A 23279-nucleotide genomic window follows, 5' to 3' on the forward strand; every position below is an offset into this window, starting at 1 on the left:
CTGCTATGTGTATCCCGGCGCCAGCGCGAAGGTGCCGTCCTTGGCGGTCGAGGCTTCCGACATCACGATCTCTTCGGTCAAATAGCCGTTATGCTGGGTCGGCGAGAAGCGGTAGTTGCCGAAATAGCCGGGATAGGTCGACAGCGAGTTCCAGTAGTTGACGATGCCGGCGCTGTCGGTCGAGCCGCTTTCCGCGACCGCCTTGGCGATCAGCTCGATGCAATCGATGCCGCCCGCGATCCACCATAGCAGCGTGTCGTTCAGCGCGATGTTGGCCTTGGTCAGCCGCGCGACCAGATCGGCGCTTTTCGGCGGCAGCTTGCCGGCGCTGTCATAGCTGCAGCTCTTGTAGCCGATTGCATAGACCTTCTTCCAGTTCTCCGGCTTTGCAACGAGGCTTGCAAGTTCACCAGACGCCAGCGAGGGATGTCCGACGAAGGGAACATCCCAGCTCATCGCGGCGCGGGTGTTGAACATGCGCGCCTCCATGCCGGTCGAGACGCTCCACACCACGATCGCCTCAGCGCCGGCGTTCTTGGCGCGCAGCATGTCCGGCGTCATGTCGGGCTGGGTGGCATCGATATTGGCCTGATAGACCACCTCGGCGCCGTCCTTCTTGAACGCCGCGACGGAGGCGCCGACCGCGGTGACGCCGTAGCCGGTGGTGTCGCCGATCACGGCGACCTTCTTCACCTTGAGGATCTTGAGGCAATAGTTGCGCACGGCGTCGTCCCATTGATTGTTCGACGGCGCGATGCGGAACGCATTGGGGAACTTGACCGGATCGATCAGGGTCTCGACGACGCAGGGATGCAAGTCCGGCATCTTGGCGCGCGCCATGATCGGCGTCGTCGCCAGCGCCTCACCGGAATTCAGCGGCCCCCAGATCGCGTGCACCTTGGCCTGGCTGATCAGCTCCTGCGTGGCGTTCACCGCCTTGGTCGGGTCGCCCTGGGTGTCGCGCATCACGAGCTCGATCTTGCGACCCTTCACCCCGCCCGCGCCGTTGATGGCATCGACCGCGAAGTTGACGCCGCGGTTGAACCCGACGGTCGGCGCCGAACTCGGGCCGGTAATCGCCGCGAGACAGCCGATCTTGATCGGTTCCGATTGTGCGATGGCAGGAGCCGGGAAGGAGAATGATGCGGCGCCCAATGCACCGGCGCTGCCCAACAAGACGTCACGGCGAGAAATGGCCATGTGATGCACTCCCTGTTTCCCTCTCGGCGCCCGTCATTTGTTGCGGAACGTCCGTTGATTGATTGTCCGCACGCTCTGGGGCCGCGGTTTGACAGCCTCAAGTTTGGGCCGGATGCGAAGGTCTTGTCCAGTCCCGCGGACGGCATTGGGATCAGCCGAACTTTCATGGCCTCGGCCGCCGCGTCCAGTGCTCGGCATTGACCGCGCCGACAGGGATCTCTCCGGCGACGATCTTTGCGACCTGACGCACGGTCTCCGACGATTGATGCTCGATGGCTTGCGGCGTCAGGCCGCCGACATGCGGGGTTGCAATGACATTGTGCAGCTTCGCGAGCTCCGGCGCCGGCATCTGATCGGGCGCGCGGCCGACATCCATCGCGGCGCCGGCGATGCCGCCCTCGCGCAGCGCCGCCGCCAGCGCCGTCTCATCGACGAGGTTGCCGCGCGACAGATTGATAAAGTAGGCGTGCGCCTGCATCCGCGCCAGCGCGGCCTGCCCGATCAGGTTCTCGGTCTCCGCATTGGCGATCGCGAGGCAGACGACGTAGTCGGCGCGCGCGAGCAGATCGTCGAGCGGCACATGCCGGATCGCGGCATCGTCTGGCGTCACGAAGGGATCGGCGACCAGCACCTTCATGCCGAGCACCTTGGCGATCCCGGCAAGATAGCGCCCGGTGCTGCCATAACCGATGATGCCGATCGTGCTGCCCGCGAGCTGGCGGCCCATCACGACCTCGGGCGCCCTGCCCGCATGATAGTCAGCGGTGGCGCGCGAGACACCGCGCGACAGATCGACCATGAAGCCGAGCGCGAGCTCGGCGACCGACTGGACAAAGCCGGCGCTCGCCTGCGTCACCAGCACGCCGGCGGCGGATGCTGCCGCCACGTCGATATTGCGGATATCGACCGCGCAGCGCACGAAGGCGCGGAGCTTCGGCAGCAGCGGAAAGATCTCCCCTCGCCCCTTCGTCATGCGATCGGCGACGATGATGTCGACATCGGCTGCGGCCTCGACGAGGGCAGCCGCGTCGAGCGCCGCGTCTCCCTCATACAGCCTGACGTCGGCGACCGCGCGCAGACCGTTCAGGCTGCGCTCGCCGTAATAGTCGCGGCGCATCTGCGGGGTATGGGCGAGAAGGACTTTCACGCTTCTATTCCCCTAATAGCCAAGCGCATGCGGCAAGGCCGTGCTGATGGCGGGCACGAAGGCGATCACCAGCAGGCACAAGAGCAGCAGGCCGAGATAGCCCGAGATCGGCTTGATGGTCTGCTCGATCGGCACATTGCCGATCAGGCAGGCGCCGTAGAGCCCAAGACCAAGTGGTGGAGCAAAGAGTCCGAGCCCCATCGCGATGACAAGCACGACGCCGAAATGCAGGGGATCGATGCCGAGCTTGACGGCGACCGGCAGCAGCAGCGGCCCGAAGATGATCAGCGCCGCGGCGCCTTCCAGCACCGAGCCCATCACCACCAGCACCAGGATCGACAGCAGCATGAACAGCCAGACGCCGTGGCTGCCCGAGATCGCCAGCATGAGCTCGCCGACCGCGTGCGGCACCTGCTGCAGCGTCAGGATGAAGGCCAGCGACTGCGCGGCCGCGACGATGAACAGCACCAGCCCGGAGCGTGTCGCCGATTGCACGAAGCAATGCGCGAGGCTTTTCGCGCCGAGTTCGCGGAACAAGAGGCTGCCGACAGCGATGGCGTAGACCGCGGCAAAGGCCGAGATCTCGGTTGCCGTGGCAAAGCCGCTCTTGAAGCCGAAGAAGATCATGAAGATCAGCCCGAACGAGGCGATCGCGCCGGTCCACAGCCCAGATACCGCGGCGCGCGGCTCGGCCTCCTCGTTCGCGGCGGGACGTTTGCCGAAGATGATCGATACAGCGATCAACGCCAGCGCCATCAGCGCGGCGGGCAGCATGCCGGCGACGAACAGTCCGCCGATCGACAGATTGGCGACGAAGCCAAGGATGATCAGGTTGATGCAGGGCGGAATGGTCTCCGCCATCACGGCGGAGGCCGCGAGCGGCGCGCCGCTGGGATCAGCACCGAGCCGACCGCGGCAACGTCGGCCATCTTGGAGCCCGAGATGCCGGAGAACAGCACCATCGACATCACCATCACGACGTTGAGGCCGCCGCGCATCCGTCCGACCGCGCGCTGCAACAGCTCGATCAGCCGGACCGACATGCCGTTGGCTTCCATCAAATAGCCGACCAGGATGAAGAACGGGATCGCCAGCAGCACGAAATTGTCGATGCCGCGCGCCATCTGCTGGGCGAAGATCACGCCGGGCAGCGTGCCTTCCACCCAGATGAAGATCAACGCCGCCAGTGCCAGCGCAAAGCCGATCGGCAACCCGCCGAACAGCGTGAGGAAGAAGCCGACCAGCATCAACGCCTGCGACGACGGCACCGACGACGGTGCAAGCGCATCCCAGGCCAGGTAGAGACCAGCAATGAACGCGGTCGCGACGATGCCGGCCACCATGTCGCGCAGCGGCCTGCCGCAGAACGTCTCGAACGCGAAGACCGTCATGAACCCCGCACCGACGCCCATCGGATAGAACGTCCATTCCAGCGGCAGGCCGGAGCCCGAGGTCTGGCCGGTGGTCAGCCAGCCCATCTTGACGGCGTTGAACGCGACATAGAATGCGATGATGGTGACCAGCAGCGCACCGACCGCTTCGACGACCCGTCGCACGCCCGGCGGCAGCATGTCGACGAAGAAGGCGACGCCAAGATTCTCGCTGCGCGCGAGCGCACTCGCCGCGCCGAAGAAGCTCGACCCGACCATCAGCCCGCGGGCGACGTCGTCGGACCATTCGACGGGTGCATTGAACAGGAAGCGGGCCAGCACCGAAACGCACACCACCACGAGATCGGCGGCGAGCAGGATCGCGGCGATCGCGTCACTGACGGCGAGCAGCGGCGCCGTGATCCGATCAGTGCTGCTTCTCGTCGCGACTGCGGCGACTGACATGCGCCGACCTCAGGCCTGGGTGGCGCGGATCAGCTCGACGACGGCCTTCGCCTCGGGCCGCGCCTTGATGAAATTGTCGGTCTGCGGCAGCACGCGCTTGCGGAATGCCTCCTTGTCGCATTCGACGACCGTGACACCCTTCTCGACCAGGGTCGCCAGCGCCTCCTTCTCCACCGCGAGCCCATGCGCGCGGGTCTCGATCGCGGCCTGCTTTGCCGCGTCGAGAAAGCCTTCGTGCAGCTTGGGGGCCATGCGGTTGAACGTCGTGTCGCTGAAATAGACCGCGAGCGGCGAGAAGATGTGCTGGGTCAGCGCGTAGTGCTTCGCCGTCTCGTAGAACTTGCTGGCCAAGATGGTCGGCGGATCGTGCTCGAGACCATCGAGCACGCCGGCCTGCAGCGCCGTATAGATCTCGCCGAACGCCAGCGGCGTCGCGGCGGCCCCCATCAGGCGCAGGCATTCGGTGATGATCGGGTTAGGCAGCGTGCGGATCTTCAGGCCGGCGAGATCTTCCGGCGTCTTCACCGGTTTCTTCGCCAGCACGCTGCGGGCGCCGAAATTGTAGGCCCAGGCGATGATGTGGATGCCGCCGCCCTTGAGCAGCGCGTCCTCGATCGGCTTGGCCGCGCCGGCATCGAACGCCTTGGTCTGCTGCTGGTAGCTGGTGAAGAGGTAGCCGAGATCGAACGTGCCGACCAACGGCACGAGGTTCGCCGAGATCGACGAGCCCGAGACCATCAGGTCGATCACCCCGAGCTTCACCGAGTTGATGACGTCGATCTCCTGGCCGAGCTGGTTGTCGGGGAAGAAGGTGACCTCAATCTGCTCGCCGAGCCCGTTCGCCTTCAGGCTCTTGACGAGGTTGTCGTAGTAGACGCGGCCGTTGGCGTATTTGGGGTCGTTCGGAAGCGACGACGAGCATCGCATCTTCATGGTCGCGGCCTGCGCGCGGCCGATGATGGCGGGCGCGGCGGCGAGCCACGCCGCAGCAGCAGCCGACGACCGCAACACGATGCGGCGGTTCACATGCTTCGAGATCATGATGGTGCTCCTCCCCAGGAACGGATCGCTTTTGTCTTCGCTTTGTCTTGGCGTTCTCGTGGCCCGCACGCCCGGCGCGAGCTTGGCAGCGCTTTTGTCATAATGTATGACAAAACACATTCGGTTGTGCAAGAGCACCGCGGCGGCGGTGCAGCCAACCAACCGCAGCGAGGCTTCCGATGTTCCAGACCTCCAACGCGTTGCGCCGGAGCGTGCACAGCCAGGTCGCCGACCGCGTCGGCAGCAGCATCGTGCGCGGTGAGATCGGCGTCGGCGAGACGCTGCCGCCGGAAATGCAGATCTGCGAGATGATGGATGTCAGCCGCACCGTGGTGCGCGAGGCAATGCGGACGCTGACCGGCAAGGGGTTGATCGAGTCGCGGCCGAAGAGCGGCACGCGGGTGCGGCCGCCCGAGCAGTGGAATCAGCTCGATCCCGACGTGCTGCGCTGGCACCTCGAGACCGCGGAGATCGATCGCTATCTGGCCAAGCTGTTCCAGCTGCGCTCCGCGGTCGAGCCCGCAGCCGCTGCGCTGGCGGCGACCCATGCCGGGGAAGACGACATCGCCCGGATCCGCGCCGGATGCGACGGCATGGACGCGGCGAGGACCAATGAGGACTTCGTCGCCGCCGACATCATGTTCCATCAGGCAATCTATTTCGCGACCCGCAACGAGTTCTTCTGGCCGATCGCGCAGATGTTCGAGATCACCTTGCGCCAGAGCTTTACGATCGCAGCCCCCGGCTCGCACCGCCCGCGCGCGCTGATCGAGCACCGCGCGGTGCTGGACGCGATCGCCGCGGGAGATGCCGAGGCTGCGCGCGAGGCCACGGTGGTGCTGCTGACACATTCCGCCGACGATCTGGTGCGAATTCGCGGACGGGAGTTCGAGACGGCACCGGGCAAAGGCGCGCGCAAGCGATAACGAGCGAGCAACTCTCTCCCCACCGTCGTCCCGGCGAAGGCCGGGACCCATACGCCGCGGCGGATGTTGTCGGTGGGACTGGTCGTTCGAGCATCGCGCAATAATTTGCATTTGGGGTGATGGGCCCCGGCCTTCGCCGGGACGACGATGAGGATGGCTCTCGATTCAAGCTGTCAGACAGCCAAGCTCGCGGTGTTGCCGCACCTCACTGCGGCTTGCAGATGCCGCTGCGCAGTTCCCGCTATTTCGACCGCGCCACCGTGGTGCCGTCCCAATCCTCATCGGTGGGATTGGCGAGCTGATGCCTGCATCGCGCGATCATCTGCGTCGAGGCCATGTCCGTACCGCGGAGTTGCAAGGACCTCTCGAACGCTGCGATCGCTGCGGTGAAATCACCGGCGCGCCAGGCCGCAAGCCCGGCCTCATAGGAGGCGATCCAGTCGCGCGCGATCGCGCCCTCGTCGGCCATTGCGATCAACTCGTAGATTTCCAGCCCGCCGGCGCGGCCGTAGACGGCGAGCCGGTCGAGCTCGCGGACGACGATGCGGTCACCGGCAAGACGCCGCGTCTCCGGACCGATGATAATGGTCGATCCATAGACCTTGTTGGTGCCCTCGAGGCGGCTTGCGATGTTCACGGCGTCGCCGATCACGGTGTAGTTGAGCCGCACTTCCGAGCCGATATTGCCGACCAGCATGTCGCCGGAATTGATGCCGATGCGGATCCTGACCGCCTCCCCCTTGTCGTCGACAAGGCCGGCCTGCGCGACCGCGCGCTGGCAGGCGAGCGCCGCCCGGCAGCAATCCGCGGCATGATCCGGATTGGCCGCCGGCGCGCCCCAGAACGCCATCACGGCATCGCCGATGAACTTGTCGATGGTGCCGCTCTCCTGCTGGATCGCCGCGGAGACGATGTCGAAATAGTGCGACAGCAAGGGGATGATGCGATCGCCGAGCCGTTCCGACATGCCGGTGAAACCGGCAAGGTCGACGAACATCACGCTCATCGGCCGCACCGCGCCGCCGAGCCGCGCACCATTGCCGTCGCTGACCAGCCGCCGCACCAGATCGGCAGGAATGTATTTGCGGAACGCGGCGAGCCCCTGCGCCATGTCGCCGATCGCACCCGACAGGTTTTCGATCTCGGCAAGGCGCGACGGATGCCGCTCGACCTTATCGAGGTCGAAGCGCTCGACATGCCTGATCTCGCCGACCACCTTGATCAGGGGCGCCGCGATCAGGCGCTGCGCCAGCCAAGCCGACAACAGTCCGGCGGCAGCGATCAGCGCCGCGAGCCCGATCAGCAAATTGCGGATTGTCATCCGCACCGGGCCGAGGAATTCGGATTCCGGCACCACCGTCACCAGCGACCAGCCCGGGAACGAGATCGGCGTCAGCACCGCCTGATAGGCCTGCCCGTCGCGCGTCACCTGGGAGCGGTACGCCTCGCCCTCGCCGGGATCGTAGGCCTTGCCGGCCTGCCTGACCGCGGCGACGGCAACCGGCAGCAGCGGGTGGTCGGTCTTCTGCGCATTCAGCTCGTCGGCGTCAGCATCGGGAGACGCGATCACGCCGCCGTCGCGGTCGAGCAGGAAGGCGCCCGCGGACTTGCCGACCGTGAGCTGCGAAAGGAAGTTCGACACCCGGGTCAATTCGATGATGATGGCGAGCACGCCGGTGCGCTCGCCGTCGATGTCGATCGGCACCGCCAGCATCGCGGCCAGCCGTTCGCCGCGGGGCAGCGTCGTCAGCGTCGACCATTGCTGGTCGCGGGCCGCGATCGCATCACGAAACCAGGGCTGCTCCGTGACCAGATATTTGCCGTCCTCGACAGTGCTGCCCTTCGGCTTGATGTCGATGCCGGCATAGTCGTATTGATCGGCCCGCAGCTTGCGGTCGGGCGAGATGGTCAGCATCTCGACGCCGGCGTCGCCGAGCTTGTGGGCGCCAAAAAACGAACCGTCCGGCCAGCCGAACGCAACCCACGAGATGGTCGGTTGCGACTGCAACTGCGACAGGAACACGAACTGCCGCTTGCGCGCGTCGCGGGCGTCCAGCACCTTCTCGGTCAACAGCGTCCGCACCGCCGTCATCGACGAGCGCGCTTCGGTCGTGATCGACTGCAATTCGTCGCCGACCGCGGAGACGATCTGGTCGTTGATGGTGTCGGCCAGCGTCTGGCTCACCCGTTGTGCGGTGCGCCACCACAACAGATGCACGCCGACGGCGCTGACCACGATCGAGGTCAGGACGAGGGCGGAGATGGCACTGCGGATGCCGATGCGCATCGATGAGGTCCCGATCAGCGGTTGCTTTACCGCAATACGGAACATATCCGCGATTGTTTCGCCAGCCCGGGACGCAACGCAGCACCCGGACACGGGCCTGTGACCATAGTTGAAGGCGCCGACGACGAAACTTCTGGATTGTTGGCTGCGTACACGCCAAGAGAGGACAGCTACCCTCGAAGGTTCCTTGATGCACGACGTCACGATCCCGGCCGCCTTGATCGCCGGTCTAGTCAGCTTCCTGTCGCCCTGCGTGCTGCCGCTGGTGCCGCCCTATCTGATCTACCTGACCGGTGCGACCATCGAGCAGGTCAACCAGGACGGCGCCACCGCAGCATCCAAGCGCGCGGTGATGATCTCGGCGGTCATGTTCGTGCTCGGCTTCTCGACCGTGTTCGTGGCGCTCGGCGCCAGCGCGTCGATCGTCGGCGGGCTGGTCCGCGCCTGGTCGGCCGAGCTCTCGATCCTGGCCGGCATCGTCATCATCATCATGGGCCTGCACTTCCTCGGCATCACCCGGATCGGCCTGTTGATGCGCGAGGGGCGGCTGACCGCGCCCAAGCCGGTCGGGCTGTGGGGTGCCTATGTCATGGGCCTGGCGTTCGCCTTCGGCTGGACACCCTGCATCGGGCCGATCCTGGCCGCGATCCTTTCGATTGCGGCCGCGGAGGCCACGGTGACCAAGGGCGCCGGCCTGCTCGCGGCGTATTCCGCCGGGCTCGGCATCCCCTTCCTGGTCGCCGCCTTTCTGGTCGAGCAGTTCTCCTCACTGTTCGCGCGAATGAAGCGCCACCTCGACACCGTCGAGCGCGTGATGGGCGTGTTGATGGTGATCACCGGCATCGGCTTCCTGACCGGCGCGGTGTCCGGCGTCAGCGTCTGGCTGCTGGAAACCTTCCCGGCGCTGCAAAATATCGGATAGGGCCCGTAACAAGCCCGCCATGTCAGGCGAAACTCCCACCATGACGCGGCCGTAGCTTTTGGCTCGTGCCGGTTGACGTGCGTTCGCAGTCAACGCCGGCGCAGGCTGCGTGGCGGAATATTGGGAGGGTTTCGCATGAACTTCATCGTCAACCTGCTGATTCTGCTGCCGGCGCGGATCGCCTCGCATTTTTCCTGGGCCGGGCCGCTGATCATGCGGATCATCGTCGGCTACACCTTCATGCTGGCCGGCTGGGGCAAGCTCACCAACCTCGCCCAGGTCACTGAGAACTTCGTCGGCTGGGGCATTCCGTTCCCGACCATCCTCACCCCCTTCGTATCCGGCGTCGAATGCTTCGGCGGCGCGATGCTGATCCTCGGCCTGTTCACCCGCATCCCCGCCGCGATGCTCGCGGTGGTGATGATCGTCGCGATCAAGTCGGCGAAATGGGGCGACGTCGACTCGCTGGAGACGCTGCTCGGGTTTGAGGAGGCGACCTATTTCGCCGCCTTCATGTGGCTTGCGATCGCAGGTCCCGGCGCCGCCTCGCTGGACCGCCTGCTGGTCAACGCGGCCGAGGGCCGGAAGGCGCCGACCTGAGTGTAACCCGGGAGGCTGGCTCACAATCCGGTGAGCCTGCGAGCCCCGATCCCGGCGGCCCCGTAGCTCAAACGACCCTCGCCTTCGGGAGCGCGCCATGAGACTTGTCGGTACCATCGCAATTCTCGTGGCCTTGAGCGCGTCGCCATCACGCGCGGCGGACGCTCTGGCATGGACCGGCTGGAGCCACGATCTGTTCGCGCGCGCCGCGACCGAGCAGCGGTTCGTCATCCTCGATCTTGAGGCCGTGTGGTGCCACTGGTGCCACGTGATGGAGAAGACGACCTACGCCGACCCCAAGGTGCAGGAGCTGCTTGCGGCGAAATACCTCCCGGTGCGCGTCGACCAGGACGCCAATCCGGATCTCTCGAGCCGCTACGGCGACTGGGGCTGGCCTGCGACCATCGTGTTCGCGCCTGACGGCAACGAGATCGCCAAGATCAGGGGCTACATCGAGCCCGAGCGGATGCAGGCGCTGCTCAAGGCCATCATCGACGATCCCTCGCCGGGCCCGTCGGTCGGCGAGGCGTTCGAGATCAAGCCCGCCACATCGGCGTTTCTCAGCAAGGCGCAACGCACCGAGCTGACCAGGACATTCGACGAATCCTACGACGACAAGCTCGGCGGCTGGGGCGAGAACCAGAAATATATCGATGCCGACAGTCTCGACCTCGCGATCAGCCGGGCCGAAGGCGGCGACGCGTCAGCCACACGGCGCGCAAGGCAGACGCTCGATGCCGCGATCGCGCTGATCGATCCGGTGTGGGGCGGCGTGTTCCAGTATTCCGAGGCCGGCTCCTGGAGCCATCCGCATTTCGAGAAGATCATCGCTTTCCAGTCGCAATATCTGCGGCAATACAGCCAGGCCTATGCGCAGTGGAAGGAGGCGAAATATCTCGCGGCCGCGCGCAACGTCGAGCGTTACCTCACGGATTTCCTGCTGGGCCCGGACGGCGCCTTCTATGTCAGCCAGGACGCCGATCTCGATCACGACGTCGACGGCCACGCCTATTATGCGCTTGATGATGCCGCGCGCCGCAAGCTGGGCCTGCCTCGCATGGACAAGAACCTCTATGCGCGCGAGAACGGCTGGGCGATCTCAGGCCTCGTGGCCTATTACGACGCGAGCGCCGATCCCAAGGCGCTCGAGATCGCCGAGCGCGCGGCGAAATGGGTGCTCGCCAATCGCGCGCTGCCGGACGGCGGCTTCCGCCATGGCGACAGGGATCGCGGCGGCCCCTTCCTCGGCGACACCGTTGCGATGGGACAGGCTCTGCTCGATCTCCATGCCGCGACCGGCAATCGCGACTGGCTGACAGCCGCGGTGAGGGCCGGCGACTTCGCCGCGACGTTCCGCGACGACGCCGGCGGCTTCCTCACCTCGAAAACGCCGGAAGGACAAGCCGGCGTATTCGCCAGGCCCGCCAAGCTGATCGACGACCAGATCCAGGTCGCGCGCTTCATGAATATGCTCAATCGCTATACCGGCACCGACGGCACCCGCGAACTCGCGGCGCACGCGATGCGCTATCTCGGGGCGGCTTCGAGCGAGGTGCCGCGGCCGATGCCGGGCGTGCTGCTCGCCGATGAGGAGCTCGCCACCGAGCCGACGCATGTCACCATCGTCGGACACAAGGACGACACGCGCGCGCAACGCCTGCATGCGATCGCCCGCGCCCTGCCCGCACGCTACAAGCGGCTCGAATGGCTCGACCTGCGCGAGGGCAGATTGCCCAACCCGGACGTCGACTATCCCGACCTCGGCGAGCCCGCGGCCTTTGCCTGCAGCAACCGCATCTGTTCGTTCCCGGCGTTCAGCGCCGCGGAATTGCAGGCCAACGTGGCGCAGATGGCGAAGCTGAAGCCGGCGCGCGCCGCGCAGAACTGATTAAAATGCAGACTGTGCAACGCAGCAAACCGGTCGGCTCGGCGCAATGAAATACTCTTTGGCCCACGGTGTTCGACATGGACCGGGCGTCAGACCCGGACCAAACAAAATTTTCTTTTGAAGCGCTGTAACCAAATCGCCTGATACCCCGTAGCTGATCTTGGACGAGCACTCAAATCGCGGGAAGCACCGCGCCGCGGACGCCCCTGCGATCTGATTGTTCTCCGAATGTCCATCCGTTGTGCGGTCCGGGATCGAACGATCGTCGGATGCTCACGGCGCCATGTTTTTTTGCTTTCAAACAATCACCGAGGAGATCGTCATGAAGTTGAGTTCGAAGTCCGGCGCAACGCTCGCCGTCGCTGCGGCCACCCTGTTCCTCGCCGGCTCCGTGGTTTCGACCACCTCGACGCCCGCGAATGCCGCCATGGGCAAGTGCATGGCCGGCAATGCCTGCAAGGGCCAGAGCGCCTGCAAAGGCGGCGCCAATTCCTGCAAGGGCCTGAACGCCTGCAAGGGCACCGGCTTCTCGCTGAGCTCCGAAAAGCAGTGCAACGCGATGGGCGGCAAGTTCGTCAAGAGCTGATCGCAATCGTCCCAAGAGGGCGCGGCGATGGCGCCGGGCCTTTCGCGCCACGGCGCGGATAAATGATCCCAGCATGGGTAACCAAAGCGGTGCATATCCGTAGCTATCCCTGGGAGCAGCCTTCGGCCAACTCACACGGGTTGCGGGCGGCGCACCTTCAACCATCTTGCAAAAGGAGACGCTCATGAAGCTTACAACCAAGTCCGGTGCCACGCTCGCCGCCGCAGCCGCCACGCTTTTCCTGGCCGGAGCCGTGGTGTCGACACAGTCCTACGCTGCGAGCGAAGGCAAATGCGTTGGCGCCAATGCATGCAAGGGCCAGAGCGCCTGCAAGGGCGGCAATCACGCCTGCAAAGGTCAGAATGCCTGCAAGGGCCAGGGCTTTGCCGAGATGACGAAGGCCGACTGCACCGCAGCCAAGGGCAAGTTCAAGGCCGGGTGAACGGATCGGACCAAGCGGGGCCCGGTGTAGGCCGGGCCTCGTTTCCATGATAGTTTTGAAGTTGGGCGCCACGATCCTGGCGCCAGAAGCGCGGAGCCGCCATGAACGTTGCGAGCCGATCACCGGACAAGTCGGTGCTCGCAGAGCGCCCGCTGCAATCAGCCAAGCCGCCGTTCCTCGGCTTCGGCCTCGGCCTGCGCGCCCAGCACTACGACGAGATCCTGAACGGAAATCCGGCGATCGACTGGTTCGAGGTGATCAGCGAGAACTACATGCTGCCGGGCGGCCAGCCGCTGCGGATCCTCGACCAGATCTGCGCGCGCTATCCCGTGGTGATGCACGGCGTCTCGCTGTCGATCGCCTCCACTGCGCCGCCGAATTTCGACTATCTGCAGAGCCTGAAGGACCTCGCACAACGCGTGCAGCCGAAATGGGTGTCCGACCATCTGTGCTGGACCGGCGTACACGGCAAGAACCTGCACGATCTGCTGCCGATCCCCTATACGCAGGAGGCGCTCGATCACGTCGTGAGCCGCGTGCAGCTGGTGCAGGATTTCCTCGGCCGCGCTATCGTGCTCGAGAATGTCTCGACCTATGTACAGTTCAACAATTCCGAGATGACGGAGTGGGAATTCCTCTCCGAGCTGTCGCGCCGCTCCGGCTGCTGGCTGCTGTTCGACATCAACAATGTCTATGTCAGCGCCTTCAACCACGGCTACGATCCGATGGCCTTCCTCAACGGCATTCCCGCCGATCGCGTGGTGCAATTCCACATGGCGGGCCACAGCCATATGGGCACGCACATCATCGACACGCACGACCATCCGGTGTGCGAGGATGTCTGGGACCTCTATGTTGCGGCCTTGAAGCGGTTCGGACGCGTCTCGACCATGATCGAGCGCGACGACAACATCCCGCCGCTCGACGAATTGCTGCGCGAGGTCGACCGCACCCGCGAGATCGCCGAGCAGGTGCTGCCCGTGGGCGCGCCGGCGGCATGAGCGACTTCGCGCGCCAGCAGAGCGAGTTTCAGCACGCCATCCTCAGCGGCGACGACGGCATCCTGACCGAAATCCTCGACAGCCCCAAGGAGACGCGCGCGACGCTGTTCGGCGTCTATCGCCATGCCTACGGCTCGCGGCTGGTCGAGGCGATGCGTAACGACCACGAACTGCTGCATCGCTTTCTCGGCGACGAGATGTTCGACGAGATGGGCCATGCCTACGTCGAGGCACGGCCGTCCGAGCATCCGAACCTGCGCTGGTTCTCGCAGGGATTGCCGGATTTCCTGAAGGCCACCGCCCCCTACAGCAACCATCCCGTGCTCGCCGACCTCGCCGCACTGGAGAAGGCATTGAACGACGCCTTCGACGCGAGGGAAGGCGCCTTGCTGGCGCTGGAGGCGATGTCCGGTTTCGCGCCCGAGGTCTGGAACGATCTCGTGTTCCAGCCGCATCCGAGCGCTGCGAGGGTCGACCTATCGACCAATGCCGCAGCGGTCTGGATGGCACTGAAGAACGACGAGACGCCGCCCGAGGCGGAGACGCTCGCCGAACCCGCCCGTCTCCTGATCTGGCGTCAGGACACAACGCCGATGTTCCGCGAGCTGCCGACGGAGGAAGCAATGATGTGGGACGAAGCCTCCGATGGCGTTCCGTTCGGCGTGCTCTGCGAGATGCTCGCGACCTACGACGATCCCGACAATGCCGCGGCGCGCGGCGCCGGCTATCTGCATGGCTGGATCACGGCCGGACTTCTGATGGCAGCATCCGTTCGCGAATAGGGGCGGGCAGCACGCCGCGATGAAGAGCATCCCGACATATCGCGTGATCGCTGGCGCGATGCTGGTCGCGGCAATCCTCATCGGCATAGCATCGTGCCACGTCAGGGCGCAGTCCGAGTTCATGCGCGGCGAGGGCATGCCCTACGACGCCTTCGATCGGCTGCCCAAGACCGATCTCGACGTCGCCGGCGCCACCATCCATGTCGGGTTCGCACCCGGCGAGATGGCGCTGCCGAAGGACAAGATATTCGACTGGATCAAGGTGTCCGCCCGCGCGGTCTCGATCTATTACGGCCGGTTTCCCGTCAGCTCGTTGCGGCTCTTGATCGTGCCGGTCGACGGTTCGCGCGTGCGCGGCGGCACCACCTGGGGCTATCGCGGCGCCGCGATCCGGCTGCCGATCGGCCGCGACGCGGGCGTCGACGATCTCAAGCGCGACTGGGTGATCGTGCACGAGATGGTGCACACCGCCCTGCCCGATCTCGACGACCGCTACGCCTGGCTGTCGGAGGGGCTCGCGGTTTATGTCGAGCCGATCGCGCGGGTGCAGGCCGGCGATCTCACGGCGCGGGAGATCTGGCTGGCGATGCTGCGCGACATGCCCAAGGGCCTGCCGCAGGCCGGCGATGAGGGCCTCGACAATACCGACACCTGGGGCCGGAAATACTGGGGCGGCGCGATGTTCTGCCTGTTCGCCGATGTCGAGATCCGCAAGCGCACCGGCAACAAATTCGGCTTGCAGGATGCCATGCGCGGCGTGCTCGCCGCCGGCGGCAACCACGAAAAGGACTGGCCAATCGCGCGCGTGCTCTCGACCGCCGACAAGGCCGTCGGCGTCGACGTCCTGACGCGGCTGCACGGCGAATGGGGATCGAAGCCCGTGACGCCCGATCTCGCCGCGCTGTGGCGCGATCTCGGCGTCAGGCTGCAGGGCGAGAGCGTCGAATTCGACGACAGCGCGCCGCTGGCCGATATCCGCAAGGCAATCACCGAAGCGCGCGCTGGCTAGCGACCCGCTCCGCGGTTGCACATAGGCCAACTCCGCTGGATTTTGCCGGCGCGATGTCGGACTATCGGCGAATCGCCGCAATCCTCACGGGAGACCGATGGCCGACGTTCATCAGATACGCGCCAACTGGCCCATCTTCCGTTCGCTGAGGGCGTTCCGGCCCGGCGACTTGCCGGGCGATCTGATCGCCGGGCTGACGCTCGCCGCGATCGCGATCCCGGAGCAGATGGCGACCGCGCGGCTCGGCGGCTTCTCGCCGCAGATCGGCTTCTTTGCCTTCATGGCCGGCTCGCTCGGCTTTGCGATGTTCGGCGCCAACCGCTTCCTGTCCTGCGGCGCCGATTCCACGATCACGCCGATCTTCGCGGCCGGCCTGGCGCTGATGGCGACCGCTGGGACACCCGACTATCAGTCGCTGGCGATGGCACTGGCGCTGATGGTCGGCGCGATCATGATCGCCGGCGGCCTGTTCAGGCTCGGCTGGATCGCCAATCTGCTGTCGACGCCGGTGACGGTCGGCTTCCTCGCCGGCATTTCCGTCCACATCCTGGTCTCGCAGCTGCCCGGCGTGCTCGGCCTGACCACGCCGGACGGGCCGACGCTCTACAAGCTCGGGGTCCTCGGCGAAAAGATCGGCCAGACCAATGCCTACACGCTGGCGATCGGTCTCGGCGTGCTGGCGCTGGTCGCCGGATCGGAGAAGATCAGCGCGCGAATTCCGGGCGCGCTGATCGGCCTTGTCGTGGCCACCATCGCGGTGATCGCCGGCCATCTCGAAAGCAAGGGCGTCAAGGTGGTCGGCACCGTGCCCGGGTCGCTGCCAACGCCGACGTTTCCGGACATCGCGCCGGAGCGATGGGCGAAGCTGGCATCACTGGCGATCCTGATCGCCATCGTCGTCATGGTGCAGACCGCGGCGACGACGCGCTCGTTTCTATCGGATCCGGACAAGCCGGCCGACGTCGATCGCGACTTCGTCGGCGCCGGTGCCGGCAGCCTGCTCGCCGGCCTGTTCGGCGCCTTCCCCGTCAACGCCAGCCCGCCGCGCACCGGTATCGTGTCGGAGACCGGCGGCCGTACGCAGCTCGCCGGGCTGTTCGCCGCCGCCATCGTGCTCGCGCTGCTGGCGTTCGGTGCGACGCTGCTGCAGCACGTGCCCGATGCGGCGCTCGGCGGGGTCCTGCTGTTCGTGGCGCTGCGCATCATTCGCGTGAAGCAGATCGTCGCGATCTTCCGCCAGTCGTTCTACGAATTCCTACTGGTGGTGGCGACGACGGCCGCGATCATCGTGCTGCCGATCGAGCAAGGCGTCGCCGTCGGCATCGCGCTGTCGCTGCTGCACGGCATCTGGACCACGACGCGCGGCCAGCTGGTGGAATTCGTCCATGTGCCCGGCACCACGATCTGGTGGCCGACGGGGCCGCACGTCACCGGCGAGCGCGAGCCCGGCATTGCCGTGGTCGGCCTGCAGGCGCCGTTGTCGTTCCTCAACGCAGAAGGATTCCAAAGCGGCGTGCTCAAGGCCATCGGCAGGGCGACACCCAAGCCGCGACTGCTGGTGATCGAGGCCAGCGGCATGGTCGAGATCGACTTCACGGCGGCACAGGCGCTGCGCGACCTGTTTCGCGAATGCCGCGATGACGGCATGACGGTGGCGGTGGCGCGGCTCGAATCCACCCGCGCGCAGGAGGCGTTCGAGCGCTTCGATCTCTACGGCGTGCTGCAAAGGGACCACGTCTTCCACAGCGTCGATGAAGCGGTCCGTACGCTGGGCGCGCAGGCGTAGATTGCGGGCAATCCGTAGCCCGGGTGAGCGGCTTGTCCGCCGCAGCTCAAGGAGCGAAGGCGGAAGCGATACCCGGGGAAACCGTTCCCGCATATCGCTTCGCTCATGCGGGCTACGCACCATCCTCCGTCATTGCAAGCGAAGCGAAGCGATCCATCGTGCGGCAATGCGGAAACATGGATTGCTTCGTCGCTATCGCTCCTCGCAATGACGGAGCTCCATATTCAAGACCACTCAGTATGAGCGACGAGACCCGTGCAGAGCGGGAGACATCATTCCGGCCCCGCCGCGAGCGTCGGATGCTCCTTCAGCACTTCCGCCTTGATCGAGCTGGCGTGGATGGCGCGGAACAGCGCCCGGCCCGTCTTGATGTTGTTGGCCTTCATGCAGAGACCGACGATCTCGCGCACCGCTGAATCACGCACCAGTTGGTCGGAGATCTTCATCGCTGTCTCCATTGCGGCCTTGGCTGCACGCTCATAGCGCTCGCGCTCGATCTGCTGCTTCTTCGGGGAACGATTGCTGGGTGAGCCGACCGCCTCGGCGCAGCCGGCCGCCTCGCGGCAGATCGCACGAATCCTCTGCGCAGCCTCGATGTCGCCGAGCGGCTGCTCGACGGGATCGTCCCAGATATCCTTCCGCTGAGCCTTGCTGAACCACCACATCGCAATGTCCAGTGGCCGGAAGATCCGATTTTAAATGGCAGGAACGATCTTTCCGGGATTGAAAATGTTTTGCGGATCGAGCGCGTGCTTCAGCGCCCGCATCGCGTCGAGCGCCTCCGGGCCGAGCTCGGCCTTCAGATATTTCTGCTTCCCCTGGCCGATGCCGTGCTCGCCGGTGCAGGTGCCGCCCATGGCCTGCGCCCGTTCGACGAGGCGGTGCATGAACTCCTCGCCGCGCGCCATCTCGTCCTTGTTGTTGACGTCGCAGACCAGCGAGCAGTGGAAATTGCCGTCGCCGACATGGCCGACGATCGGCGACAGCAGGTTGAGCCGCTTCAGATCGTCCTCGGTCTCGGTGACGCAGTCGGCAAGCCGCGAGATCGGCACGCAGACGTCGGTTGCGACCACGCCGATGCTGTCGCCGGGGCGCAGCGCCTTGACGGACCAGTAGGCGTCATGCCGGGCCTGCCACAGCCTGGTGCGGTCCTCCGGCTTGGTGGTCCAGCTGAAATCGCCGCCGCCGCACTCTGCGGCGATGTCGCGGAAATTCTTCGACTGCTCGGCGACCTCGACCTCGCTGCCGTGGAATTCGAGCAGCAGCAGCGGCGTCTCCGGCAATGACAGTTTCGAATAGTTATTGCAGGCCTTCACCTGCTCGGCGTTCAACAGCTCGATCCGGGCGACCGGAATGCCGGTCTGGATCGCGAGGATGGTGGCTTGGCAGGCGCCGCGCACCGTCTCGAACGAACAGGCGGCCGCCGCGATCGTGTCGGGGATGCCGCGGAGGCGGATGGTCAGCTCGGAGATGATGCCGAGCGTACCCTCGGCGCCGATGAACAGGTGCGTCAGGTCGTAACCGGCCGACGACTTCTTGGCCCGCGTGCCGGTCGTGATGATCTCGCCGTCGCCGCGCACCACCTTCAGCGCCAGCACGTTCTCGCGCATGGTGCCGTAGCGGACCGCGTTGGTGCCGGACGCGCGGGTCGAGGTCATGCCGCCGAGCGAGGCATCGGCGCCGGGATCGATCGGGAAGAACAGGCCCTGGTCGCGCAGATGCTCGTTCAGCGCCTTCCTGGTCACACCGGGCTGGATCACGCAGTCGAGGTCCTCGGCATGCACCGCGAGCACCTTGTTCATGTCGCGCAGGTCGATGCAGACGCCGCCCGCCGGCGCGTTGACCTGCCCCTCCAGCGAGGTTCCGGTGCCGAACGCGATGACCGGCACGCGATTGGCGGCGCAGATCCGCACCACGTCCTGGATGTCGGCGGTTTCCTGCGCCATCACCACAGCATCGGGCGGCTGGGTCGGCAGCCAGGTGGTGGTATGGGCGTGCTGCTCGCGCACGGCCTGCGACGTCACGAGCCGGTTGCCGAACCGCGCCGCCAGCGCGTCGATCGCGCGCTTCAGGGCCTGCGGCTCAGGTCGCGTCAGATTGCTCGAAATCGTTGTCGCCACGTCAAATTTCCTCCCGGCTTTAGCCGACCGTGGCAAAGCTTGTATAAGGGGTCAAGAGAGCCTGACTTGAAAAAGTGGACGCCGGCGTCACAGAAAAGCTCATGCTCGCACGCCAACGAACCGGGGACGGAGAATGACTTCAGTGACTGCCGCCAGCGAGACGCCGATTCCGCCCGCCCCGTTCAAATCTTCCGTGATGCAGATCGAGCCGCAATGGATCGATTATAACGGCCATCTCAACATGGCCTATTACAATGTGATGTTCGACCGCGCCATCGACGAGATGTGGCTGCAGCTCGGCATCGGGCCGGCCTACATGAAAGCGCGGCACTGCTCGACCTTCACGGCAGAGTGCCATGTCCGGTACTTGCGAGAAATTCATCTCGGCGATCCCGTGCAGGTTTCAGTCTACCTGCTCGGCGCCGACGAGAAGCGGCTGCACACGTTCGAGGAGCTGCGCCACGCCACCGAAGGCTGGCTTTCCGCGACGTCGGAAAACCTCACGCTGCACATCGACATGGAAGCGCGCAAGGTAGCACCGTTTCCACCTGACATCCGCACCCGCATTCAGAAGATCGTGGATAGCTATGCGGGCGTGCCGCGTCCCGAGGGCATCGGCCGCAACGTGGCGATGCCCTCGAAGAAATAGCGAGCCCTTCACTAGACCCTTGTGCGGCCGCGCGCCAGTCCGACCACCGCCGACACGATGAACAGAATGATGGCGATGAAGAAGATCGCCTTGGCGATTTCGATCGAGGCGCCGGCGATGCCGCCGAAGCCCAAAATGCCCGCGATCAGGGCGATGACCAGGAATGTGACGACCCAGCTCAACATGATCACACCTCTTGCTTCGTTTCCTTGCGCGGACCCTGTGCCCGGCGCCGCATTTGTTGAAACAATCCTGCGGGGAAACGCTGGTTCCTGACCGCGAAACAGGGAAATTTTCGCCGACTTCAGGAACCAGGCCGGTCGCGCGCTGCTGCCAAAACCGTTCCGGTCGGCGGCGATAAAACCTGTCAAAACGGCCGATCAGGCCCTATATGGCCTTCAATCCCTGTTAAGAAGGCTCCCCTTCACCGTCCCACGGTGCCATCGTGGGACTGAGACGATTCGCCAATGACCGAGCCGAGCAAATTGCCCCATCACGGCGTTCCCGAGCACCAGCCGGTGGCTGGCGGCATCGCCGCGCGTGCGCGGGCTGCGGCGGGCGCTCCGCAATATCTCAACGGCCTCAATCCGGAGCAGCGCGAGGCGGTCGAGACGCTCGATGGCCCCGTGCTGGTGCTTGCCGGCGCCGGCACCGGCAAGACCCGCGTTCTGACCACGCGCATCGCGCATATCCTGAGCCAGGGCCGCGCGCGACCGCAAGAGATCCTGTCGGTGACCTTCACCAACAAGGCGGCGCGCGAGATGAAGCTGCGGCTCGGCCAGATGCTGGGCCAGGCGGTCGAGGGCATGCCGTGGCTCGGCACCTTCCACTCGATCGGCGGCCGCATCCTGCGCATCCATGCCGAACTGGTGCAGCTCAAATCCAACTTCACGGTGCTCGACGTCGACGACCAGGTGCGGCTGCTGAAGCAGTTGCTGCAGGCCGAGAACATCGACGACAAGCGCTGGCCGGCGCGGATGCTCGCCGGCCTGATCGACAGCTGGAAGAACCGCGGGCTGTCGCCGTCGCAGGTGCCGGCGGGCGAGGCCGCCTCGTTCGGCAACGGCAAGGGCGGCAAGATCTACGCGACCTATCAGGAGCGGCTGAAGATCCTCAACGCGGCCGATTTCGGCGACCTCCTGCTCGAGAACATCAGGCTGTTCCGCGAGAATCCGGACGTGCTCCGGCAGTACCAGAACCGCTTCAAGTTCATCCTGGTGGACGAATATCAGGACACCAACGTCGCGCAGTATCTGTGGCTGCGGCTGCTGTCGCAGGCGCCGTCGCGGCCGGGGCGATCGCTCGCTGATGTCATTCCGGGAGACATCACCTCTCCCGCCATTCCGGGACGCCTCGAAGAGTCGAACCCGGAATCCAGAGGTCATGAGGACGCATCTCGAGATTCCGGGTCTGCGCTTTCAGCGCATCCCGGAGTGACGGAGAATGCGGCGCCACTGAAAAACATCTGCTGCGTTGGCGACGACGACCAGTCGATCTATGGCTGGCGCGGCGCCGAGGTCGACAACATCCTGCGATTCGACCACGATTTCCCCGGCGCCAAGGTGATCCGCCTCGAGCGCAACTACCGCTCCACCGGCCACATCCTGGCCGCGGCCTCGCATCTGATCGCGCACAATGAAGGCCGACTCGGCAAGACGCTGCGCACCGAGGATGTCGACGGCGAGAAGGTCACCGTCACCGGTTCGTGGGATTCGGAGGAGGAAGCGCGCGCGATCGGCGAGGAGCTCGAGGAGCTGCAGCGCGCGGGCGAAAACCTCAACGACGTCGCCATCCTGGTCCGCGCCTCGTTCCAGATGCGGGAGTTCGAGGATCGCTTCGTCACGCTCGGCCTGCCCTACCGCGTGATCGGCGGCCCCAGATTCTATGAGCGCGCCGAAATCCGCGATGCGCTGGCGTACTTGCGCACCATTAACTCGCCGGCCGACGATCTCGCCTTCGAGCGCATCGTCAACGTGCCGAAGCGGGGGCTCGGCGATGCCACCGTGCAACTGCTGCACGACCATGCCCGCAAGCGCCGCATTCCGCTGTTCGAGGCGGCGCGCGCCGTGGTCGAGACCGACGAGCTGAAGCCGAAGGCACGCGGGTCGTTGCGCGATCTCGTCATGCAGTTCGACCGCTGGCGCGCCCAGCGCGAGGTCACCTCGCATACCGAGCTCGCCGAGATCGTGCTCGACGAGAGCGGCTATACCGAGATGTGGCAGAAGGACCGCTCGGCGGACGCCGCGGGCCGGCTCGACAACCTCAAGGAGCTGGTGCGTTCGATGGAGGAATTCGAGAACCTGCAAGGGTTTCTCGAACATATCTCGCTGGTGATGGACCGCGACGGCGAGGCCGGCGACGAAGCCGTGTCGCTGATGACGCTGCATTCGGCCAAGGGCCTCGAATTCGACAACGTGTTCCTGCCGGGCTGGGAGGAAGGCCTGTTCCCGAGCCAGCGCACGCTCGACGAACAGGGCCGCGCCGGGCTCGAGGAGGAGCGCCGCCTCGCCCATGTCGGGCTGACCCGCGCCCGCCGCCGCGCCAAAATCTATTTCGCGACCAACCGCCGCATCCATGGCACCTGGTCGACCACGATCCCGTCGCGCTTCCTCGACGAGCTGCCGGCGCACAATGTCGAGATCACCGAATCCAAGGGCGGATCGGGCTGGGGCGGCAGCGGCGGCTATGGCGCCTCGCGCTTCGACAACCTCGAATCATTCGGCTCGAGCTATTCGACCCCGGGCTGGCAGCGCGCCCAGGCCAACCGCAATCGCGGCGGCGGGGGACGCAGCGGAGGAGGCGGCTTCGAGGAGCGGCAGTCCAACTTTTCGTCCGACAGCTTCAGCCGCACCAAGCGCGGCCACATGGTGATCGAGGGCGAGCTGGTGGCCAAGTCCACGGGCACGGTGTCGGAATTTTCACTGGATGACCGGGTGTTTCACCAGAAATTCGGCTACGGCCATGTGGTGAAAGTCGACGGCAACAAGCTGACCATCGCCTTCGAAAAGGCCGGCGAGAAGAAGGTGGTCGACAGCTTTGTGGAGCGGGCGTGAGATAG

19 protein-coding genes and 1 pseudogene are annotated in these 23279 nt (G+C 65.5%); 12 read left to right on the forward strand and 8 right to left on the reverse strand.

Annotated features, from left to right (window positions below; all coding sequences use genetic code 11):
- Positions 1 to 3: 3 nt before the first annotated feature.
- The 4 genes and pseudogenes from HU230_RS22110 to HU230_RS22125 all read right to left on the reverse strand — a co-directional run bounded on the left by HU230_RS22110 (position 4) and on the right by HU230_RS22125 (position 5223).
- The gene (locus HU230_RS22110; RefSeq protein WP_224943442.1) at positions 4 to 1200 is read right to left on the reverse strand and encodes an ABC transporter substrate-binding protein; all 1197 of its coding nucleotides are present in this window, start codon (positions 1198 to 1200) and stop codon (positions 4 to 6) included.
- A 163-nt stretch (positions 1201 to 1363) separates the two neighbouring features.
- Positions 1364 to 2347, reverse strand: coding sequence for a hydroxyacid dehydrogenase (locus tag HU230_RS22115; RefSeq protein ID WP_176529862.1), 984 nt, complete (start codon positions 2345 to 2347; stop codon positions 1364 to 1366).
- Between the two features lie 12 nt (positions 2348 to 2359).
- Positions 2360 to 4182 (reverse strand): annotated as a pseudogene (locus HU230_RS22120) (TRAP transporter large permease).
- Between the two features lie 9 nt (positions 4183 to 4191).
- Positions 4192 to 5223 carry a TRAP transporter substrate-binding protein gene (locus HU230_RS22125; protein ID WP_176529861.1) on the reverse strand — a complete coding sequence of 344 codons (1032 nt, stop codon included), beginning with the start codon at positions 5221 to 5223 and terminating at the stop codon, positions 4192 to 4194.
- A gap of 179 nt (positions 5224 to 5402) precedes the next feature.
- Between HU230_RS22125 and HU230_RS22130 the strand changes: the two genes are divergently transcribed.
- Positions 5403 to 6149 carry a FadR/GntR family transcriptional regulator gene (locus HU230_RS22130; protein WP_224943445.1) on the forward strand — a complete coding sequence of 249 codons (747 nt, stop codon included), beginning with the start codon at positions 5403 to 5405 and terminating at the stop codon, positions 6147 to 6149.
- A gap of 241 nt (positions 6150 to 6390) precedes the next feature.
- Here the strand turns inward: HU230_RS22130 and HU230_RS22135 are convergent, their stop codons facing one another.
- Positions 6391 to 8436, reverse strand: coding sequence for an adenylate/guanylate cyclase domain-containing protein (locus tag HU230_RS22135; protein ID WP_176529860.1), 2046 nt, complete (start codon positions 8434 to 8436; stop codon positions 6391 to 6393).
- Between the two features lie 190 nt (positions 8437 to 8626).
- Between HU230_RS22135 and HU230_RS22140 the strand changes: the two genes are divergently transcribed.
- The 9 genes from HU230_RS22140 (at position 8627) to HU230_RS22180 (ending at position 17452) form a co-directional block, all read left to right on the forward strand.
- Positions 8627 to 9358, forward strand: coding sequence for a cytochrome c biogenesis CcdA family protein (locus HU230_RS22140; RefSeq protein WP_176529859.1), 732 nt, complete (start codon positions 8627 to 8629; stop codon positions 9356 to 9358).
- 135 nt (positions 9359 to 9493) lie between these two features.
- The gene (locus HU230_RS22145; protein WP_176529858.1) at positions 9494 to 9958 is read left to right on the forward strand and encodes a DoxX family protein; all 465 of its coding nucleotides are present in this window, start codon (positions 9494 to 9496) and stop codon (positions 9956 to 9958) included.
- A gap of 97 nt (positions 9959 to 10055) precedes the next feature.
- Entirely contained in the window at positions 10056 to 11846 is a 1791-nt protein-coding gene (locus tag HU230_RS22150) for a thioredoxin domain-containing protein (RefSeq protein ID WP_176529857.1), read from the forward strand.
- A gap of 322 nt (positions 11847 to 12168) precedes the next feature.
- The gene (gene bufA2, locus HU230_RS22155; protein WP_176529856.1) at positions 12169 to 12432 is read left to right on the forward strand and encodes a BufA2 family periplasmic bufferin-type metallophore; all 264 of its coding nucleotides are present in this window, start codon (positions 12169 to 12171) and stop codon (positions 12430 to 12432) included.
- A 184-nt stretch (positions 12433 to 12616) separates the two neighbouring features.
- Positions 12617 to 12874, forward strand: a complete 258-nt coding sequence (gene bufA2, locus HU230_RS22160; protein WP_021077200.1) for a BufA2 family periplasmic bufferin-type metallophore — start codon at positions 12617 to 12619, stop codon at positions 12872 to 12874.
- A 101-nt stretch (positions 12875 to 12975) separates the two neighbouring features.
- Positions 12976 to 13875 carry an MNIO family bufferin maturase gene (gene bufB, locus HU230_RS22165; protein WP_176529855.1) on the forward strand — a complete coding sequence of 300 codons (900 nt, stop codon included), beginning with the start codon at positions 12976 to 12978 and terminating at the stop codon, positions 13873 to 13875.
- Positions 13872 to 14657 (forward strand): HvfC/BufC N-terminal domain-containing protein, encoded by a 786-nt coding sequence (locus HU230_RS22170; protein WP_176529854.1) that lies wholly within the window; start codon positions 13872 to 13874, stop codon positions 14655 to 14657. The genes bufB and HU230_RS22170 overlap by 4 nt, the downstream gene beginning before the upstream one ends.
- 19 nt (positions 14658 to 14676) lie before the next feature.
- Positions 14677 to 15666, forward strand: a complete 990-nt coding sequence (locus HU230_RS22175; RefSeq protein ID WP_176529853.1) for a hypothetical protein — start codon at positions 14677 to 14679, stop codon at positions 15664 to 15666.
- Between the two features lie 97 nt (positions 15667 to 15763).
- On the forward strand, positions 15764 to 17452 hold the full coding sequence (locus tag HU230_RS22180; RefSeq protein ID WP_176529852.1) for a SulP family inorganic anion transporter: 1689 nt from the start codon (positions 15764 to 15766) through the stop codon (positions 17450 to 17452).
- A 272-nt stretch (positions 17453 to 17724) separates the two neighbouring features.
- On the opposite strand, the gene HU230_RS22185 is transcribed toward HU230_RS22180, so the two are convergent.
- On the reverse strand, positions 17725 to 18117 hold the full coding sequence (locus tag HU230_RS22185) for a hypothetical protein (RefSeq protein WP_176529851.1): 393 nt from the start codon (positions 18115 to 18117) through the stop codon (positions 17725 to 17727).
- Between the two features lie 30 nt (positions 18118 to 18147).
- A complete protein-coding gene (locus HU230_RS22190; RefSeq protein WP_176529850.1) occupies positions 18148 to 19572 on the reverse strand; it encodes an FAD-binding oxidoreductase in 1425 nt (474 codons plus the stop codon).
- A gap of 133 nt (positions 19573 to 19705) precedes the next feature.
- Here HU230_RS22190 and HU230_RS22195 point away from each other — a divergent pair, with 133 nt between their 5' ends.
- Positions 19706 to 20221 (forward strand): thioesterase family protein, encoded by a 516-nt coding sequence (locus HU230_RS22195; protein ID WP_176529849.1) that lies wholly within the window; start codon positions 19706 to 19708, stop codon positions 20219 to 20221.
- 11 nt (positions 20222 to 20232) lie between these two features.
- Here HU230_RS22195 and HU230_RS22200 read toward each other — a convergent pair whose 3' ends face one another.
- Positions 20233 to 20406, reverse strand: coding sequence for a DUF1328 domain-containing protein (locus HU230_RS22200; protein ID WP_176534919.1), 174 nt, complete (start codon positions 20404 to 20406; stop codon positions 20233 to 20235).
- Between the two features lie 282 nt (positions 20407 to 20688).
- On the opposite strand from HU230_RS22200, the gene HU230_RS22205 reads away from it, so the two are divergent.
- Entirely contained in the window at positions 20689 to 23274 is a 2586-nt protein-coding gene (locus HU230_RS22205) for an ATP-dependent helicase (RefSeq protein ID WP_176529848.1), read from the forward strand.
- Positions 23275 to 23279: the final 5 nt, after the last annotated feature.

It is taken from the genome of Bradyrhizobium quebecense (assembly GCF_013373795.3).
In the GTDB taxonomy this organism is placed as follows: Bacteria; Pseudomonadota; Alphaproteobacteria; order Rhizobiales; family Xanthobacteraceae; genus Bradyrhizobium; species Bradyrhizobium quebecense.

Excerpts from the sequence above, each read along its gene's own strand:
- HU230_RS22110 (WP_224943442.1), bottom strand. The coding sequence starts at position 1,200 with ATGGCCATTTCTCGCCGTGACGTCTTGTTGGGCAGCGCCGGTGCATTG.
- HU230_RS22125 (WP_176529861.1), bottom strand. The coding sequence starts at position 5,223 with ATGATCTCGAAGCATGTGAACCGCCGCATCGTGTTGCGGTCGTCGGCT.
- HU230_RS22130 (WP_224943445.1), top strand. The coding sequence starts at position 5,403 with ATGTTCCAGACCTCCAACGCGTTGCGCCGGAGCGTGCACAGCCAGGTC.
- HU230_RS22135 (WP_176529860.1), bottom strand. The coding sequence starts at position 8,436 with ATGCGCATCGGCATCCGCAGTGCCATCTCCGCCCTCGTCCTGACCTCG.
- HU230_RS22140 (WP_176529859.1), top strand. The coding sequence starts at position 8,627 with ATGCACGACGTCACGATCCCGGCCGCCTTGATCGCCGGTCTAGTCAGC.
- HU230_RS22145 (WP_176529858.1), top strand. The coding sequence starts at position 9,494 with ATGAACTTCATCGTCAACCTGCTGATTCTGCTGCCGGCGCGGATCGCC.
- HU230_RS22150 (WP_176529857.1), top strand. The coding sequence starts at position 10,056 with ATGAGACTTGTCGGTACCATCGCAATTCTCGTGGCCTTGAGCGCGTCG.
- bufA2 (WP_176529856.1), top strand. The coding sequence starts at position 12,169 with ATGAAGTTGAGTTCGAAGTCCGGCGCAACGCTCGCCGTCGCTGCGGCC.
- bufA2 (WP_021077200.1), top strand. The coding sequence starts at position 12,617 with ATGAAGCTTACAACCAAGTCCGGTGCCACGCTCGCCGCCGCAGCCGCC.
- bufB (WP_176529855.1), top strand. The coding sequence starts at position 12,976 with ATGAACGTTGCGAGCCGATCACCGGACAAGTCGGTGCTCGCAGAGCGC.
- HU230_RS22170 (WP_176529854.1), top strand. The coding sequence starts at position 13,872 with ATGAGCGACTTCGCGCGCCAGCAGAGCGAGTTTCAGCACGCCATCCTC.
- HU230_RS22175 (WP_176529853.1), top strand. The coding sequence starts at position 14,677 with ATGAAGAGCATCCCGACATATCGCGTGATCGCTGGCGCGATGCTGGTC.
- HU230_RS22180 (WP_176529852.1), top strand. The coding sequence starts at position 15,764 with ATGGCCGACGTTCATCAGATACGCGCCAACTGGCCCATCTTCCGTTCG.
- HU230_RS22185 (WP_176529851.1), bottom strand. The coding sequence starts at position 18,117 with ATGTGGTGGTTCAGCAAGGCTCAGCGGAAGGATATCTGGGACGATCCC.
- HU230_RS22195 (WP_176529849.1), top strand. The coding sequence starts at position 19,706 with ATGACTTCAGTGACTGCCGCCAGCGAGACGCCGATTCCGCCCGCCCCG.
- HU230_RS22200 (WP_176534919.1), bottom strand. The coding sequence starts at position 20,406 with ATGTTGAGCTGGGTCGTCACATTCCTGGTCATCGCCCTGATCGCGGGC.
- HU230_RS22205 (WP_176529848.1), top strand. The coding sequence starts at position 20,689 with ATGACCGAGCCGAGCAAATTGCCCCATCACGGCGTTCCCGAGCACCAG.